The organism is Acetobacter sp. UBA5411 (genome assembly GCF_002409645.1).
Taxonomy (GTDB): domain Bacteria; phylum Pseudomonadota; class Alphaproteobacteria; order Acetobacterales; family Acetobacteraceae; genus Acetobacter.
The window spans coordinates 130,324-148,556 of sequence record NZ_DHNR01000026.1 but is presented as its reverse complement, the minus strand read 5'-3'; the positions used below and the strand labels follow the sequence as shown (position 1 = coordinate 148,556).

The following is an 18,233-nucleotide window of genomic DNA, read 5'->3' as shown; positions in this document are numbered from 1 at the left end:
CTTATTCCTTGCGTTCCAGCACGGCAGCGAAGAAACCGTCCGTGCCATTTCTACCCGGCGTCAATGAGAGTATGGATGAACCAGCAAGAGACGTCGGCACTTCCGGTGCATCTGGCACAACCGACACGAAATCAGGATGACGGGCGAGAAACGCCGTGATCTGGTCGCTGTTCTCGGCGCTCAGAATCGAGCAGGTCGCATAGACCAGTCGCCCGCCGGGCCGCACGAGCGCTGCCGAACGATCCAGAATCTCCGCCTGCTTGACGGTCAGCTCCTTCAGATCGTTCTCTTCCAGCCTGACACGCGCATCCGGGTTACGTCGCCATGTGCCCGTTCCCGTGCAGGGCGCATCCACCAACACGCGATCGAACGACTTTGCTCGACGCTTGGCCCACTTGTCGCCCGGCACCAGCAGATGCCGCTCGGCATTATGGATGCCCGCCCGACGAAGACGCTTCACCGCTCCCTCAAGGCGCGGCACCGATACATCGCAGGCCACGATATGCCCGCGATTCTGCATCATCATCGCAATAGCGAGTGTCTTGCCGCCTGCCCCCGCGCAGTAATCCAGAATCCGCATCTCGGGGCGTGCGCCCAGCATGGCGACAACCAGTTGGCTGCCCTCATCCTGAATTTCGACCAGCCCTTCCTTGAACGCCGCACTCGCTGTGACCGGCTGACGCCCGGACAGACGCAGCCCCCACGGAGAAAGCTCGGTCAACTCGGCGCGGAAACCATCCCGCAACAGGGCTTTTTGCGCGGCCTCCCGATCACCACGCAGCGTATTCACACGCAGATCGAGCGTGGCCTCTCCGGCCATTGCAGCCAGTTCAGCCTCCAGCGTCTCGCCAAAGGTCGCTTCCAGATGCGGTAGCAGCCAGTCCGGCACTTCCAGACGCACAGCGCATGGCATGGTCGCCTCGTCTGGTCTGTTCGTGGCGAGCGTTTCCAGATAACGGCGTTCATCACGAGCCAGCGCGCCGGGAGCAAACTTACCTTCAACGAAAGACTGGGCGATGTCACCGAAGCTTTCGCCCGCCAGAAGCTGTCTCACAGCCACGCGCAGACGCGGCGTCGCTTCACCGCCAACCTGCGCAATCAGCCACTCAGCCCGACGCCATTGACGCAACACGTCCCAGACAATGGCGGAAATCGCCCGACGGTCACCACCACCGATAAAGCGTCTCTCACGAAAGAAACTGTTGGCTGTTGCATCAGCAGGACGGCGCGGCGCGGCATCCATTGCGGTCAGAAGGTCGATCGCGGCCGCAAGCCGGGCGGAAGGCGTCATCGGGTATCCTGCGTCCTGATCCGAAGTCTGGAAATGATGGGGTCAAAAAGTGGAGAGACCGCAGCCTCTCCACCATAAAACGTCGCCTTAATCGCGGCGGTAGTTCGGTGCTTCGCGCGTGATGGACACATCGTGGACGTGGCTCTCACGCAGACCGGCGTTGGTAATACGACGGAAGCGGGTCTTGGTCTGCATCGCCTGAATGTTGGCCGAGCCGGTATAACCCATGCCCGCCTTCAGACCGCCGACCAGTTGGTGAACGACAGCACCCATCGCGCCCTTGTAAGGCACACGGCCTTCAATGCCTTCCGGCACCATCTTCTGCGTGTCCTTCACTTCCTGCTGGAAGTAACGATCCGCCGAGCCCCGCGCCATCGCGCCAAGGCTGCCCATGCCGCGATAGGATTTGTAGGAACGACCATCATACAGGAAGACTTCGCCGGGCGCTTCGTCCGTGCCTGCCAGCAGCGAGCCGACCATCACGACATCACCACCTGCGGCAATGGCCTTCACCAGATCGCCCGATGTCCGCACACCGCCGTCAGCGATCGCTGGAACATTCTGCTCATGGCACGCAGCGGATGTTTCCAGAATGGCGGAGAACTGCGGCACACCGACACCAGCAACAACGCGCGTGGTGCAGATCGAGCCCGGACCGATGCCGACCTTCACGCCGTCCGCGCCAACTCCAATCAGCGCACGCGCCGCTTCCGGTGTCGCCACATTGCCAGCAATTACCTGCACTTCACTGTTTGCTGCTTTCACGCGCTCAACCGCCCGCAACACACCCGAGGAATGGCCGTGCGCGGTGTCGATCACCAGCACGTCCACACCGGCTTCAATGAGCAACTGGGCGCGCTTGAAACCGTCATCGCCCACGCCTGTCGCGGCTGCGCAACGCAGCCGGCCCAGACCGTCCTTGATGGCCAGCGGGTGCGCCACGGCCTTGTCCATGTCCTTGACCGTGATGATGCCGACGCAGCGGTTAGCGTCATCAACGACCAGCAGTTTTTCGATGCGATGCGTGTGGAGCAGCTGACGCGCCACGTTGGCGTCGGCGCCGTGACGGACGGTGACAAGATTGTCGCGCGTCATCAGTTCGCTGACTTTCTTGGACGGGTCGGTCGCAAAGCGGACGTCACGGTTGGTGAGAACACCGATCAGCTCCTGCGTGCCCGGCTGCACGACCGGAAGTCCGCTGATGCCGTGATGGCTCATGATCGCACGAACCTCGGCTAATGTCTGGTCCGGTCCGACGGTCACCGGGTTCACGACCATGCCGGATTCGAAGCGCTTCACGCGGCGGACCTGCTCGGCCTGCTCCTCGGGCTCCAGATTCTTGTGGATGACGCCCATACCACCGTGCTGCGCCATGGCGATCGCCATCGCATATTCGGTGACGGTGTCCATCGCCGCGGAAACCAGCGGGATGTTGAGGTCGATTGTGCGGGTCAGCCGGGTGCGGGTGTCAGCGTGCGCAGGCAGCACGTCGGACGCCGCAGGGACCATCAGCACATCGTCAAATGCGAGGGCGTCTGTAATACGATCGTAAAGTGAAATGGCCATGGCGCGCGGGACCCCTCTCTGTGTTGCGGGCATCCCGGTCTCATGCGCAGGACAGAATAGGCGTCCAGCTTCCCCGACCAAACCATCTTCCCCAGACCTTGCAGATGTCGGGAATCGACACCACAACGCTTTGATCGGCGCTGTCGGTCAGTGGAAAGGCGATCGTGACACTCTGCCGCGGGTTCCCCACCGTTGGCGGCTCCTCATAAGCACTCTGCCGGACGCTGACAAGAACAACCACACCAATGATATCACGTGAGTGTGATCCCGCGAGGGTGTTTTACAGAACTTTACCTGACTTTTCCGCAGGATTTGCAAGATTTGCAGATCGGTCTGTGTCAACCTGAAAGAGCGGTGTCACCCCCGGCCCAAACCGGCACCACCGCCCACAAAAACAAGAACAGGCAGAATCCCGAAAGCGGGAGGAGACGCAGGCGTGACAAAACTTCTTCACAACCGTGGCCACCGGGACGAACCCACCCTTCCATCAGACCGTCCAGACGCCCTGCTGGCCGTTGTCCTCGATAGCGCGCTTGATCCCTCTACCGACGCCCACCCCGAACGTCGCAAGGACCGCGAGCAGGCCATTCTCGATCTCTGTCAGACCGCCCATTTCCGCCCTGAAGGTCTCACGGGGCCGTTCATCCTCCATATCGCCGTGCAGGGACTGTCCGGGCTCGTTTTTGATGTACGGAACGAGGAAGACATGCCGCTCTATGCGCACGCAATCTCCCTCTCGCCCTTCCGTCGGCTTATCAAGGATTACGCCCTGATGATCGACAGTTTCGAAGCCGCGATGGAGGAAGGAAACCGCACCAAGGTGCAGGCTATCGACATGGGACGACGCGGTGTTCATGATGAGGCTGCGGACCTGCTGGTCGAACGACTCACTGGCAAGATCGCCATGGACCTGCCGACGGCGCGACGTCTTTTTACCCTGATGTGCCTCCTGAGCCAGCGAGGCTGAACCTTCTTTCCCGAACCGGAGCCCCATGACCGCGAACGATCTTCTCGCAGAATCAAAAAATATCTGGTTTCCGGTCGTGCTTCGCCTCGACAATACGACAAAGACACTCGTCATCGGGGGTGGTGAGGTCGCCGCCAACAAGGTCTCGCTGCTGCTGGCGACAGACACGCGGATTGTCGTGATTTCTCCGACCCTGTGCGGTGAGCTTGAAAGAGCACTGAAATCAGGCCGCCTGGAACATATCGCCACACAGGCGTCCCGGGAGGTGCTGGAGGCACATCTGCCGGGCGCAAGACTCGTCTACGCCGCGACCAGCGACAGGGCGGTCAATCATCTCACGGCAGAATTGGCGCAGAAGATGAACATTCCCGTCTGCGCCGTGGACGACCCCGATCCATCTTCCTTCATCACTCCCGCCATTGTGCGGCGTGGTCCGGTCATGGTGGCGATCTCCACTTCCGGTGCCGCCCCGGTCCTCGCTCGACGCATCCGCGAACGGATAGAAATGCTGCTGCCCGCCGGGATCAGCCGCCTCTCCCGCTTCATGCAGAACGCCCGTGGAAAAATGGCACAGATCCATCCCTCGCCGGAGACCCGTCGTCGGGTCTGGGAGAGCTTCCTCGATGGCAAGGGTGCGGAACAGGCGCTGGCCGGGGATGAAACCGGAGCATCCGCAACCCTCGATCGTCTTGCGTCAGACGAAAAGGGCGGCGGTGAAGTCTGGCTTGTCGGAGCAGGTCCGGGAGACGCCGATCTTCTGACACTGAAAGCACTGCGACTTATGCAGAACGCAGACAGCGTGCTGTATGACCATCTGCTGCCGCCGGATATTCTGGATCGCGTACGCCGCGACGCCGAACGGATTTTCGTCGGCAAGCAGAAAAGTAATCACGCCCTCCCCCAGCCTTCCATCAACGACGAACTCATCCGCCGCGCAAAAGCAGGCGAACGCGTTCTGCGCCTGAAGGGCGGCGATCCGTTCATCTTCGGACGTGGTGGCGAGGAAATCGAGGCGCTTATGGAAGCGGGCGTCCCGTTCCGTGTCGTGCCCGGCATTTCGGCCGCCAACGGATGCGCTGCATCGTCAGGCATCCCACTGACGCACCGGGACTGTGCGCAGTCGTGCCTGTTTCTGACCGGCCATGCCCGTGCGGATGGCACGCTGGATCTGCCGTGGCACACCATCGCCCTGCGTGGTCAGACGGTGGTGATTTATATGGGTCTCGGCGGCATTGCTTCACTCTGTGAACAACTGATTACGCACGGACTGCCTCCCACATGGCCAGCCGCCGTCATTGAAAAAGGCACACAACCCGGTCAGCGTGTGATTACCGCAGATCTGACATCCCTGCCCCGTCTGGCAGTCGAACAGGATTTCCGCAGTCCAGCCCTGATCATTGTCGGCGAGGTGGTGAAGCATCGTGTTGTGTCGCCTGAAATTTAGGCGTCTCGATATTTTTCAAAAAATATAATAGTGAAATTTTTAATTCAGTTTCGGATCATGGACTTGATAAAATGAGAAAACAGCATGCTCTGACTTGAAATATCAAGCCTTGAATATATGTTTTTTCGATGGATTTTCACGGTCCCCTCGGTAATTCCGAGGTTTTTTGCAGCTGACAATGAGCTATGTCCGCGCAAAAGAAGAGCCACTACATCCTGCTCACGTGGGGAAAGCCTCTCACGCTCGAAATTACGAAACGAGACATTCAAGGTTTCACGACTGAATTCTACTCCCTCCTGTTTCGATGCTTCCAGTTTCACGTGACGAAGCCACTGACGCATCATGATTGCGTTGATGAGTGGAGCAAATGACAGGAGGCCGGCAAACTCCTGCTCTGAAAAAACCACGCCCCCCCCTGGATCGCATCAAGGAATAAACAAGTATCGTTTCATCTGGAGCATGCGCGCAAAAAGCAATTTCCTCCACCAGACTCCCGCTTTCCATTGAAATACAGGGATGGACGAGTGGTGAGAGAAAATACTCGCTTTCAAAAAAAGCATCAGGCGCCAATGCACTCAGGCGATAAAGTCCATCCGGCAAATCCTGCTTGCAGGCAACATAGACAGCATCGAGGAGATACCCTCCCGCCAGATAGTCTCCCATGGCGTTTGGGAGCGACACTTCCTTCAAGCCGTCATGAAGGACTTCCGGCTTGCCTGATGGCGGATATGAAAAGACTACGGAAATATCAAACTGCGCCACACGACCAAGGATCCGGTCAATTTCCGGAAAGATAGAGGCATCATCCGCTCTGTTGACGGCCAGAACAGCCAGTTCGACAACAGCATCAACAAGATCGATCACAGGGATTTCCTCTCCTCGCTTCAGGCAAGGCATCCTCGAACTATCCCTTTGGGGATATATCCTCGGTTCTCCGCACGCCATATCATTACGATACAACAACTATAAAAGTTGAATGCACTATCCGCCAGCAACGGAGATGACAATGGCAGGCGACGATCCCGTCATCCAGCCTGATGACAGCAACCTGGAACAATTTGGCTACAAGCCGGAATTCCACAGAGTTCTGGGCTTTTTTGCCGATTTCTCCGTGGGCTATTCTTACATGAGTCCACTCGCGGGATTCTATGCATTATTTGCCTATGCCCTCACGACAGCAGGCCCGTCATTCTTCTGGACGATGCCGCTTGTTCTGCTGGGGCATACAGTCAACGCCCTGATTTTTGCTGAAATATCCTCACAGTATCCCATCGCTGGCGGTGTTTACCAATGGGCGCGTCGGCTTGTCGGAGAGCGGTGGGGCTTTCTCACGGGATGGATGTATTTTCTGGCGCTCGTCGGTGTAGCTGCTGGCCTCGCAGCAGGGGTTGCCCCCTATCTGGCCGCACTGATCGGGGTGGAAGCCACGAATACTTTCGACAATTGCGTATCCCTGATCATCATCGTTCTCTCAGCCTCCCTCAACCTGATCGGCACCAGAGTTCTGGGAAAGATGAGTGAACTTGGCGTCTGGGCCGGCCTGATCGGTCTGGCTGTTTGCGGTGTCTATATGCTGCTCTTTGCCCGCGTTCAGCCTTTCCACGTTCTGTTCGAGGATTTTGGTGTGGGTGTCGGACACCGCACAGGCGCCATGCTGGCGGCAAGCCTTCTCGGAATATGGATATTTTTCGGCCATGAAGCCTGCGGAGATCTTGCGGAAGAAGTGCATGATGCTTCCCGGGAAGTCCCGCGCGCCATGCTGACCACCATGCTCGCAGGCGGTGGATCGGCTCTCCTGATCGCACTCGGCATGATTCTGGCAGTTCCCGATATGGCAGGCGCGGTTTCAGGAGTCGTCTCCAATCCAGCGGACGCCGCCCTGAGAAATGCACTCGGCCCCATGGGGGCAACCGCCATGTTCGGATGCCTTATGCTGGTTGCATTCAGCGCCACCATTTCCGTTATAGCTTCGACCAGTCGCCTGCTGTTTTCCATGGGACGGGACCGGATGATTCCATTCTCCGCCTCAATGTCGCATGTCAATCCCCGGACAGGACTGCCCACCGCAGCCGTCATTGCCGCAACAGTCCTTCCGTGCGTCGTTCTTCTGGTCGGCAGCTTTGCCCCGCACATTGCCGAAGCCGTCATCAACTTCGCCACAGCTGGTATCTACACGACGTTTACAATGGTGCTGCTCGCCGCTGTCTTTGCCCGCCTGCGTGGCTGGAGCCCCTCAGGGCCTTTCAACCTGGGACGCTGTGGCTGGGCGCTTACCGTAATAGCGCTTGTTTTCGAAGTCGGGGCCCTGATCAACCTTGTATGGCCCCGCCCGTCTTCACCCGATCAGAGCATTGTCTCAGTAATGCTCATCCCGATCGTCCTGATTGTCGTTTTCTGTATTGGCATCGCTTTTTCCGCCCGCCACTCCGTGACAGATCCCGGATCCTGCTAAGGAAATTGAAAATGAAACAGAGATTTTCAAACAAAACTGTCATCGTTTCGGGAGGTGCGACAGGTGTGGGTGCGGCCAGCGTTGTCCGTTTTATTGAAGAAGGAGCGCAGGTCGCAATATTCGACCGCAACGTGACGGCCGGAGAACACCTCGCAGAACAGCTCTCTGCCGACGGACACAAGGTCGTCTTCTTTCCTGTCGATGTTTCCGACCCACATAGGGTCACTGAAGCAATGCAGTCCTGCATCAACACCTTTGGCAAGGTCGATGTTCTTTTCAATCATGCCGGAACCATACTCATCAAACCGTTCCTTGAAATTGAAACCAAAGAGTGGGACCAGCTCTTCGCGGTCAATGTGAAAAGCATGTTCCTTGTGACCAAGGCAGCCCTGCCGCACATGATTGCAGGTGGCGGAGGAGCCATTGTCTGCACATCTTCCATCTCCGCCGTAGCGGCGACCCCCACCGAAGTCGCCTACAACGCCACCAAAGGCGCGTGCCACATGTTCGCCCGCGCCATCGCCGTTGAATTCCGTGACCGCAACATACGATGCAATGCGGTCTGCCCGGGCTTTATCGACACCCCCCACGGCCAGAAAGAAATTTCAGCCCTCAAGACTCATGGAGTAGGCGCGTCGGAGGAAGAACTGACAGCCCGTCAGGGACGTGCGGCCACTCCCGAAGAAATTGCCGATGCTGTGCTGTTTCTTGCCAGTGATGACGCACGCTTCATCAACGGCACACACCTGTTTGTGGATAATGGCTTCACGGCCTGGTAGCCCTATGCCACCTGACTGGATCAGTCGGTTTTCAAGCCGGAAATAAGAACCGACTGTCTCCCGCTCACAACGGCTCAACCTTCTTACACTGACGCCAATACAGGACGCATCTCACCTCAGAGCCCACGAACAGCCTTCCGGTTTCAGCAGAGGCGAAAGCGAGGAGACAGAAAAAAAGACGTGGAAAATTGCGGAAAGCATACCGTCGCAGACTGGTCGCTTTCCCCTTTCCCGCGCTATAGCGGACACATGCTTTCGCTCTCTTCCCTGACGGCTCTCCTCCAGGTCGTCCTGATCGATATTACTCTGGCAGGGGACAACGCCATTGTTGTCGGACTGGCTGTCAGGAAACTTGAGGCGAAACAGCGTAGAATCGCTGTCCTTGTTGGCGTTGCCGCCGCCGCCCTGATCCGGCTGGGTCTGGCGCTTATCGCCACCCAGCTTCTTGGTATTATCGGCCTACGTTTTGCGGGGGGACTGCTCCTGCTCTGGGTCTGCTGGAAGATGTATCGGGAACTGCGGACTCCCGATGAGCATGAAGAAGACAGCGCTCCCACGCCGGGAGGCCTGCGTTCCGCCATCACGCGAATCATCATCGCCGATCTATCGATGAGTCTCGACAACGTGCTGGCCGTCGCCGGCGCTGCGGGCGAGCATATCTGGGTGCTGGTCAGCGGACTGGCCATCTCGATCCTGCTCATGGCCTTTGCTGCAACCATGATCGCCAAACTGCTCGAACGCTTCCGCTGGATCGCGTGGATCGGACTGCTGGTCGTCTTCGGTGTAGCCGTGGAACTGGTCTACAAGGGTGGCGGTGAAGTGCTGGGGCAGCTTTCGTGAGCCGTTTCCGCTCTGTCCTACCGGTCAGTTTGGCGGTCATCCTTTCAGCCTGTTCGACATCACCCCAGGCGCTTTCACAAACTTCCGGCGCACCGACACAATGGCCGACCGAACAGCAAGCCGCGGGAAACGGTCAGATTGACGCTGTCGCAGGGCGACTGACGACATGGCTTCAACTGGTGGCACCCTATAACGCTGTCATCCCTGCCCGCACCTATGTCGATTTCCTCTCGACCCGTCCGGTCTGGCCTCGCTGGTCCATCATTCAGGCCCATTATGAACGCGCCTTGACAGCAGAACCGGATAACACAACCGTTGCCGATCTGTGCCGCACACAGACACCCCGCACCGCATCCGCACTCAGCCGCTGCGCGCAGGCAATGGGGGGCGCAGACTCCCTCCGAGCCGCCGGGGTCTCGGCATGGCGTAATGGCAACGACACTCAGCAGGACGCGGCCACACTTCAGTCCCTGTTCGGATCAACTCTCACGCCTGCCGACAGTTGGGCGCGTTTCGAGCGCGAAGAGCGTCATGGACAATTACAGGCCGCCGCCCAGACGATCGCGTCATTGGACAGCGATCATGCTGCCCTTGCTTCCGCGCGCCTCGCCCTGCGACGGAATGACGCCTCCGCCGAAACGCTGCTGGCGCCGGTTCCGCCTGCGCTCGCAAACGACGCCACGCTCTTTCTCGACCACGCTCACTGGCTGGAAAAGAACAACCGTCCCGATGACGCTCTGACCCTGTGGCGGACAAGCGGTTTCCGGACCGAAGAAAATGTCGCTCCGGATGCACGAGGACGGTTCTGGATTGAGCGCGACAGGCTGGCCCGCGATCTGATCGATCAAAATCGTCCGGCTGACGCGTTGATTCTGGCCGATGACACGCACCAGACCAGCGATCGTAATCGTGCAGACGCCTTCTTTCTGAGCGGCTGGATCGCCCTCCGCGCCCTGCATGATCCTGCCGCAGCCGAACCGCACTTCCGCAAGCTGACCGAAACACCGTCCGTGCTGAGCCGCGCACGCGGGTTCTACTGGCTCGGACAGGCACGGGCTCAGGCGGGCGACATGACGTCCGCACAAGCCAACTGGCGACTGGCGGCTGAAGCGCCGGAAACCTTCTACGGCCAGATGGCAGTTGCAAAACTGGCAGGTGCAGGCAACACACTTCTCGCCCCAACGGAAGTGCCTGAAGCCCTTGTCACAGCCCTGAATCAGTGGCGGGCAGCAAGTGCCGGCAATGAACATGCGGCGACAGCCATCGTCACCCGTCTGGATGGCAGCGAACTCGCCCGTGCTGCGCAAATTCTCGTCTCGTGGAATGACCCCACCCATGCACGGGATTTTCTGACCCTGCTTCTGGCACAGGACAATGATCCGCAGGACCGTGAAGCCATCGCCGCACTGGCGACACGTCTCGGCCTCCCCGACATCGGCGTGGCCGTCGCCCGCAAGGCCAGCAAGGAGGGCGTCAGCCTGCCCGATTACGGCTGGCCGGAACCGTTTCAGCCGCCTTCATCCGACCTGCCATACGGCTTTGCGCTGGCCCTGATGCGGCAGGAAAGCAACTTCAACCCCGATGCGGTCAGCTCCTCCAACGCCATCGGACTGATGCAGCTTCTTCCCGCCACGGCGAAGGAAACCGCGCGTCAGATCGGCGCAGGCTCCGTGACCATTGCCGCCCTGCATCAGCCGGAACTGAACATGCAGCTTGGCACAGCCTATCTGAGCCGCGTTTATAACCGGCTTGGCAATGTGGTCGAATACGCTGCCGCCGGGTATAATGCGGGTCCGCACCGTGTCAGCCAGTGGCTCGAAACGCGCGGCGATCCGGCCCGCACCGGCGCTGATCAGGATGCCTTCATCGACTGGATCGAGCAGATTCCGCTGGAAGAGCCGCGTAATTACGTGCAGCGCGTCTGGGAAAGCATTGCTGTATATGCGACGCAGCGGAAGCATTAAGCGAAACCTCTACCTCTGACAGAAACAGTTCCGGAGACAGTTTTGGCAACGACCGATCAGAAGACCGGCGCAACAGCACGCTCCTCCAAAAAGCAGCGCCTTTCCCCGGAAGGCGCGTCGCCTGCCATGGCGCAATGGTTCGCGCTGAAAGCAGAGAATCCCGACTTCCTGCTGTTCTTCAGGATGGGCGATTTTTACGAACTGTTCTTTGATGACGCGATCACAGCCGCCGCCGCGCTCGACATCGCCCTGACGGCCCGTGGCTCGCATGGTGGCGAGCCGATCTCCATGTGCGGCGTTCCGGTCAGCGCGGCGCAGGCCTATCTCTCCCGCCTCATCAGGCGGGGCTTCCGTGTCGCCATCGCCGAGCAGACAGCCACACCGCCTTCAAAACTGCCCGGCAAGAAAGCCACCCAGAAAGGCCCGCTGCCCCGTGCGGTCGTGCGACTGGTCACCCCCGGCACGCTGACCGAGGACGAACTTCTCGAACCCGGTCGCTCCAATCTTCTGATGGCGCTCGCAGCTCATCCCGCCCGACGCGGCACCGTCGAATGGGGCGCGGCATGGATCGATATTTCCACTGGCCTGTTTGAGACAGCCCGTTGCGCGGACACCGAACTCGGTCACCTGCTCGCCCGCCTCGACCCCGCCGAAATTCTCGCTCCGCCTAATCGTGACCTTGGCGATTTCGATCTACGACGCGCTCCCGGTGAACAGCCACCCTCAGCACATACGGCCCGCACTCGTCTGGCGGAAGCCTTCGGTGTCGCCAGTCTGGATGCGTTCGGCACCTTCAGCGACGCCGAGGCCGCCGCCGGTCTCATGGCGCTGGATTACGTCCGGAAATCGCAGGCTGGTTCTCTGCCCCGACTGGCGCATCCGGTGCCGCAGGAAGATAGCCACACCCTCGGTCTCGATCCGGCGACACGCGCCAGCCTCGACCTTCTCCGCGCCCGCGACGGCAGCAGCGAGCACACACTCTTCTCCGCCGTAAACCGCACGGCTACCGCACCCGGCGCAAGACTGCTTGCGTCATGGATTGCAGCCCCTCTAACCCTGCCAGACAGGATCAGCGCCCGTCAGGCCTGCTGGGACTGGCTGAAAGGCGACACGCCTCGCGTCGAACTGCTGCGCCAGACACTGCGCGGCGTGCCGGATATCGACCGGGCGCTTGGACGGCTTTCGCTCGGACGCGGCCAGCCGCGCGATCTGGCTGCGCTGCGTGATGGCGTCGCTGCGGCCCACAGGATCGCGGAAGAACTGGCTGTCATCGCACCGGACACAAGGCCGGATCTGATCTCGAAAACCCTGAAGCATCTTGGCGAATGCGATCCGTTGCTCGCGGAACTCGACCGGGCACTGGCGGATGAACTTCCCGCACGCCTTGATGACGGCGGCGTCATTGCGACCGGCTATGACGGTGAACTCGACGCTTACCGCACGCTTCGCGATGATTCCCGCCGCATCATCGCCACGCTTCAGAACGACTACGCGCAGCGCTTTGGCGTCGCGAGCCTGAAGATCCGTCACCATGCGCAGCTTGGCTATGTGATTGAAGTGCCGACAGCCTCCGGAGCCAAGCTCCGCACCAATGAGGATCTCAGCTTCCGTCAGGGCACGACAACCGCCGCCCGTTTTTCGACAGAAGAACTTTCGGAACTCGACTCCCGCATTGCGGAAGCAGCGGAACGCGCCTCGGTCCGTGAACGTCAGATTTTCGGGCTTCTCGTCAATCAGGCTCTGGAAGACGAACTTCTCCCTCCACTCGCCCGAGCCCTCGCGTTTATCGACGTGATGCAGTCCTGCGCTTCCCTCGCTGTCGGGGAAACATGGTGTCGGGCCACCGTGGACGACAGCGAGGCGTTCACACTGACCGCCTGCCGTCACCCGGTCGTGGAAGCCGCTCTGGGCTCAGGCGTGCGCTTCACGGCGAACGGCTGTTCCCTTGCCCCGGACCATCGGGTGATGCTGCTGACCGGCCCCAACATGGCTGGCAAGTCAACCTTCCTGCGCCAGAACGCACTGGCGGTCATCCTCGCGCAGGCCGGTCTGCCCGTTCCTGCGAAATCCGCCCATATCGGTATTGTGGACAAGCTGTTCTCCCGCGTCGGCGCGGCGGATGATCTGGCCCGTGGCCGTTCCACCTTCATGGTCGAGATGACGGAAACGGCAGCCATTCTCAATCAGGCCGGTCCACGCTCCCTTGTTGTCGTCGATGAAATCGGACGCGGCACCTCAACTCTGGACGGTCTTTCCATCGCATGGGCTGTGCTAGAGGCCATGCATTCAACTCTACGTTGCCGTACCATTTTTGCCACACACTTCCACGAACTGGCCGAACTCTCCGGTAGCCTCCCCCGTCTTTCGCCTCACACCATGGCTGTGAGGGACTGGAAAGGTCAGGTGGTTTTCCTCCACGAGGTCATCCCCGGATCAGCCCGTAAAAGCTGGGGCGTGCATGTCGCAAAACTGGCAGGCGTGCCGATGCCTGTTGTGGATCGTGCGTCGCGACTTCTTAAAGAGCTGGAAAAGGATCATGCGACCGGTCCTGCTCCGTTGCCGCTGTTTGACGACCTGCCTTCCAGCGCGCCGGAAGTCGAACCTGAGCCCGCTCCAGCAGCTGATTTTACCAGATATGAAGAAATTCTTGATACGATCAGGGATTGTGATCCAGACACCCTATCGCCCCGGGAAGCTCTTGCCGCATTATATGATCTGCGTAAATTGGCGCTTGAAGCGCAGAGCCTTTCTGTAACAGAATGAGAGCCCTTTAGCTTTTTTGTCGAGCAACTTCCGCTATCATGCCAAGTCTCAAGGTCGAAGGTATCACCAATCCAGTGCTGTCAGACATCCCTGATACGGCGTCCCATGACCTCTCGGAAATCACGCTGACTCCGCAAAGCCTTGGGCTACAGCTCAAGGAAGCGCTGGCTGAACATGCTGGTAAAAACGGTAAGGTTGCAGATCGTGATGTCGCTCTGGCGATTTTCCGGCGTCATCTCGGACGTTATCAGACCGATGTCCGGCAGCGCTTCGAAAAGCGTGAACTGAGAGGCGTTCAGGCCGGCAAGGCGCTCGCCGCCTTCGCGGATGAACTCGTCTCCTGCCTTGCTGTGTTTGCCTCCAATGCGCTCGGCGGCGGGGAAGCGCTGCTTGATCAGATCAGCATCGCGGCCACGGGCGGATACGGCAAAAGACTGCTGGCGCCATTCAGCGACATCGACCTGCTTTTCCTGACACCCGAAGAGCCCTCGCAGGATGTGCTCTCCCTTGTGGAATACGTGCTGTATTTCCTGTGGGATCTCGGCCTGAAAGTGGGCCATGCGACCCGCTCGATCACCGACTGCATCGCACAGGCGGAAGCCGATACGACGGTTCGCACGGCGCTACTCGATGCACGACTGCTGGTCGGCAGCTTCAGCCTTTTCGCCATGTTCGAGGCGCGCTTTATCGTCGCCTGTGTCGAAGCCGGATCAGCCCGGTTCATCACCGACAAACGGGCGGAACGGGCGGAACGTCACCGCCGCTTCGGGGAAAGCCCCTATCTGGTCGAGCCCAACATCAAGGAAGGCCGCGGCGGTCTGCGCGACATGCAGACGCTTTACTGGATGTGCCGCTACACCTTCGGTACGCGCCATGTCTCGGATCTTCTGGCCCCGGAATTCACCCGCCTCGGCTTCATCACCGAACAGGAAGCTGCCCGCGCCCGTCGGTCCTGGGATTTCCTGTGGACCGTCCGCTTTCATCTCCATTATGTCGCCGGTCGTGGGGAAGATCGCCTGACCTTTGACATGCAGCCCGTTCTTGGTGGCCGCATGGGTTACACGCGCCACGGACGACAGAATGGCGTTGAGCGCTTCATGCGGCATTACTTCCTGACTGTCCGGGAAGTCATGCGTCTGACGCACATTCTCGAGCCGACCATCATGCGCATCGCACTGGGTGCGGCCGCCCATGTGCTCAAGGCCGACGACGCCATGCGTGAGGCAGGCTTCACCCTGCTCGATGGCCAGATTCTTCCCGCCAAAGGCGTCTCCTTCGATGACGAGCCGATCAAGATGTTCGAGATCCTCGAGCTCTCCCGCAGCCGTCATGTCCCGATTCATCCCCTCGCCCGTCAGCAGCTGATTCGCTGGGAACGCCGGGCCGCAACCCTGCGCTCTGACCCGCGTGCTTCCGAAATCTTCCTTGAGCTCCTGTGTGATGAGCGCCCGACGACAAAGCCGCGTCGACCGGCCCCCAGCCGCACAGATGTCCGGACGGCGGAAACGCCTCATCCGATCGAACTCGACATCAATCGTCGCCTTGATTACGTCCACTGGCTCCGCATTCTCAACGAAAGCGGTCTCTGGGGCGCGCTGATTCCGGACTGGTCGCGCATCGTCGGACAGATGCAGTTCGACACGTACCATATCTTCACAGTGGATGAGCATACGATTGAGGCGCTGCGTATCCTCCGCTGCGTTGAAACCGGCACAATGGCCGATGAAATCCCCGTAGCCTATGATCTCGCACGGGATATCCAGTCCCGTCGGGCGCTCTACATGTCGGTCATGATGCATGACATCGCCAAGGGCCGTGGCGGTGATCACTCGGAACTCGGCTCGGAACTGGCGCTGGAGTTGTGTCCAAAGCTGGGTCTGTCTGGCGAAGAGACCGAAACCGTTTCATGGCTGGTGCTCCAGCATCTTCTGTTGAGCCATACGGCCTTCCAGCGCGATATCGACGATCCCAAGACCATTCTGGACGTGGCTGACGTCGTGCAGTCCCCGGAACGTCTCCGTCTCCTCCTGCTGCTAACCATCGTGGATATGCGGGCCGTCAGCCCCCGCGTCTGGAATGCGTGGAAAGCAACCTTGCTGCGGGAACTTTACACCCGTGTCGCGGAAGTGCTTGAGGGCGGTCTTGCCACTCCGGAACGCGACATGCGTGTAGCCCACAGCAAGGCGATCATCGCGGAAAATCTGGAAGAAGAAGGCTTCAATCAGGCCGACATCAACCACTTCCTCGAACTGGGCTATGCCGGTTACTGGCTCTGCTTCGATCAGGACACATTGCTGCGCCATGCCCGCCTGATCCGGGAAGCTGAATCGCGGTCCGCGCCATTCGTGATCGAGACCCAGCCCCTGCCGGCTCGTGGCGTCACGGAAGTCACGATCCATACGCAGGATCATCCCGGTCTGTTCGCACAGATCGCAGGTGCCATGGCGCTGGCTGGCGCTTCCATTGTCGATGCCCGTATTCACACGCTCAGTAACGGCATGGCGCTGGATACGCTCTGGATTCAGGATGCGACCGGCGAAGCCTTTGACGAACCGCATCGTCTGACGAAGCTTTTCTCCATCACGGAACGAGCTCTGAGCGGACGGCTGGATATCGCCACCGAGATTGCGAAAACCAACGCATCAGGCCAGCTTCTGTCACGCACACGCGCCATTCATGTGCCTCCCCGTGTCGTTATCGACAATCGTGCTTCCAACTCGCACACTGTCATCGAAATCAACGGACGTGACCGCTCCGGTCTGCTTCACGACGTCGCCAGCGCCCTGAACGAGATGCGTCTGCAGATCTACTCCGCCCACATCACCACCTATGGCGTGCGTGCCGTTGACGTGTTCTACGTCAAGGATCTGTCGGGCATGAAAGTGACAGATGAAAACCGCCTGAAAAAAATCAGGGATCGACTGATGGCGGGACTGAAGAAGGTTGAGGCAAGCCTCAATTCAGGTTTTCATGAGCCCGAACTGACAGCGGACGAACCGGAATAAAAGCCGGTTCATCCAGTCCTGTCCGGGCACGAAAGTCTCTCCTCAGACACTGTTTTTTTCTGAAAGCGCCATACCCGGCTTGGTTGTGACACGATCACACCACCGGATTGCACGGCATTAAAGTTACTAAAACGCACTAAATAATTCGCCAGAGATGTCAGTAATCTTCATCTTTTGTCGACTTGATTCGGCAGACACGCATGTTTCCAATTTTTACAGACAATAACAAAAAGCCTCATTATTCACTCAAAATACTCTGGCAATTTGCAATCCGATTCAGAAAACCGATTATATTGGTCTATAGGCCGGAACTGGAAACCTCATTATTGATTTTCAGACTTCACGATCACGGCTAGATGCGACACAATTGCAATAAGTGTTTGATCAGGTCGGATCACAGGATCGTTCCAGCCTGTCTGAATGGATGGAGAAAAGCATGGCCGAAGTGTCGAGGCGAAAAAGTCTACGGCATTGCCGTCGAATATGACGTCAATATTGACCCGAGCAGCCTGCACTCCGACACCTACACAGCGGCTGTTTTTCCTGCCGCCAAAGGTTTCTTCGCGGGTATGCCGCAGGAGCCGAACAAGAACGACACGACAGCCGTCGCACAGCAGCGCCCTGTCATGGCGGTTTACACAAGTGATCAGCCTAGCCTGCGTCCTGATCGTAAAAGTGTGCCCGGACGCTATGTCATTGCTGAATTCGCCCATGATCCTGACCTGAGCCTTCCGACCACGGACAGCGACAAGGTGACCCTGATCCAGAACAAAAGCGTCCGGACCACCAGCGGTGCCATTTATGCCGCCAGCCGAAAGCTCTGGACCAATGCAGGTCACAGGGGAAATAATGTCACAATCCGTGGGGTCGATGACTGGGAACAGAGCCACTGGTGGTGGGATGACACCCGCTCCGCGTGGCTGGAATACAGCATCTATCTGCCGAAATCCTTTCTGGAAAAAGGCGGCGAAAACAGATCCTATCCTCTCGTTCTCGCCGTAACCCATTCGGGAACGAGCTATGACGGCACATGCGCGCAGACCCTGACAGAACAATGTATCGCCAGTATCTGGAGCCTGCCTGAAGAACAGGCAAGACATGAATGTGTGGTGATTACCCCCCGCTATGAACGCACAACGATGAACGATTACTGGGAACATAC

12 protein-coding genes and 1 pseudogene are annotated in these 18,233 nt (G+C 59.1%); 9 read left to right on the top strand and 4 right to left on the bottom strand.

Features of this window, described 5'->3' with window-relative positions; all coding sequences use genetic code 11:
• Position 1: 1 nt before the first annotated feature.
• A complete protein-coding gene (locus tag B3759_RS08475) occupies positions 2 to 1,291 on the bottom strand; it encodes an RsmB/NOP family class I SAM-dependent RNA methyltransferase (RefSeq protein ID WP_291365518.1) in 1,290 nt (429 codons plus the stop codon).
• A gap of 87 nt (positions 1,292 to 1,378) precedes the next feature.
• Positions 1,379 to 2,857: an IMP dehydrogenase gene (gene guaB, locus B3759_RS08470; protein ID WP_408736469.1), complete on the bottom strand. Its 1,479-nt coding sequence runs from the start codon at positions 2,855 to 2,857 to the stop codon at positions 1,379 to 1,381.
• Positions 2,858 to 3,293: 436 nt separating this feature from the next.
• On the opposite strand from guaB, the gene B3759_RS08465 reads away from it, so the two are divergent.
• Positions 3,294 to 3,824, top strand: a complete 531-nt coding sequence (locus B3759_RS08465) for a UPF0262 family protein (protein WP_291365514.1) — start codon at positions 3,294 to 3,296, stop codon at positions 3,822 to 3,824.
• Positions 3,825 to 3,849: 25 nt separating this feature from the next.
• On the top strand, positions 3,850 to 5,268 hold the full coding sequence (gene cysG, locus B3759_RS08460; RefSeq protein ID WP_291365513.1) for a siroheme synthase CysG: 1,419 nt from the start codon (positions 3,850 to 3,852) through the stop codon (positions 5,266 to 5,268).
• Between the two features lie 44 nt (positions 5,269 to 5,312).
• Here cysG and B3759_RS16905 read toward each other — a convergent pair whose 3' ends face one another.
• Together B3759_RS16905 and B3759_RS08455 are read right to left on the bottom strand one after the other, a co-directional pair.
• Entirely contained in the window at positions 5,313 to 5,609 is a 297-nt protein-coding gene (locus B3759_RS16905; RefSeq protein WP_408736468.1) for a response regulator transcription factor, read from the bottom strand.
• Positions 5,542 to 6,132 (bottom strand): hypothetical protein, encoded by a 591-nt coding sequence (locus B3759_RS08455; protein ID WP_291365511.1) that lies wholly within the window; start codon positions 6,130 to 6,132, stop codon positions 5,542 to 5,544. Before B3759_RS08455 ends, B3759_RS16905 begins: the two co-directional genes overlap by 68 nt.
• Positions 6,133 to 6,274: 142 nt before the next feature.
• Here B3759_RS08455 and B3759_RS08450 point away from each other — a divergent pair, with 142 nt between their 5' ends.
• The 7 genes and pseudogenes from B3759_RS08450 to B3759_RS08420 form a co-directional block, all read left to right on the top strand.
• Positions 6,275 to 7,720 carry an amino acid permease gene (locus B3759_RS08450; RefSeq protein WP_291365509.1) on the top strand — a complete coding sequence of 482 codons (1,446 nt, stop codon included), beginning with the start codon at positions 6,275 to 6,277 and terminating at the stop codon, positions 7,718 to 7,720.
• Between the two features lie 11 nt (positions 7,721 to 7,731).
• Positions 7,732 to 8,499, top strand: coding sequence for an SDR family NAD(P)-dependent oxidoreductase (locus tag B3759_RS08445; protein ID WP_291365507.1), 768 nt, complete (start codon positions 7,732 to 7,734; stop codon positions 8,497 to 8,499).
• Positions 8,500 to 8,748: 249 nt separating this feature from the next.
• Positions 8,749 to 9,339, top strand: coding sequence for a YjbE family putative metal transport protein (locus B3759_RS08440; RefSeq protein WP_291365540.1), 591 nt, complete (start codon positions 8,749 to 8,751; stop codon positions 9,337 to 9,339).
• Entirely contained in the window at positions 9,336 to 11,303 is a 1,968-nt protein-coding gene (locus B3759_RS08435) for a lytic transglycosylase domain-containing protein (RefSeq protein WP_291365505.1), read from the top strand. Before B3759_RS08440 ends, B3759_RS08435 begins: the two co-directional genes overlap by 4 nt.
• 126 nt (positions 11,304 to 11,429) lie before the next feature.
• Positions 11,430 to 14,066 carry a DNA mismatch repair protein MutS gene (gene mutS / locus B3759_RS08430; protein ID WP_291365539.1) on the top strand — a complete coding sequence of 879 codons (2,637 nt, stop codon included), beginning with the start codon at positions 11,430 to 11,432 and terminating at the stop codon, positions 14,064 to 14,066.
• 38 nt (positions 14,067 to 14,104) lie between these two features.
• Positions 14,105 to 17,071 carry a [protein-PII] uridylyltransferase gene (locus B3759_RS08425; RefSeq protein WP_291365504.1) on the top strand — a complete coding sequence of 989 codons (2,967 nt, stop codon included), beginning with the start codon at positions 14,105 to 14,107 and terminating at the stop codon, positions 17,069 to 17,071.
• 401 nt (positions 17,072 to 17,472) lie between these two features.
• Positions 17,473 to 18,233: pseudogene (locus tag B3759_RS08420) on the top strand (peptidase); the annotation flags it as partial.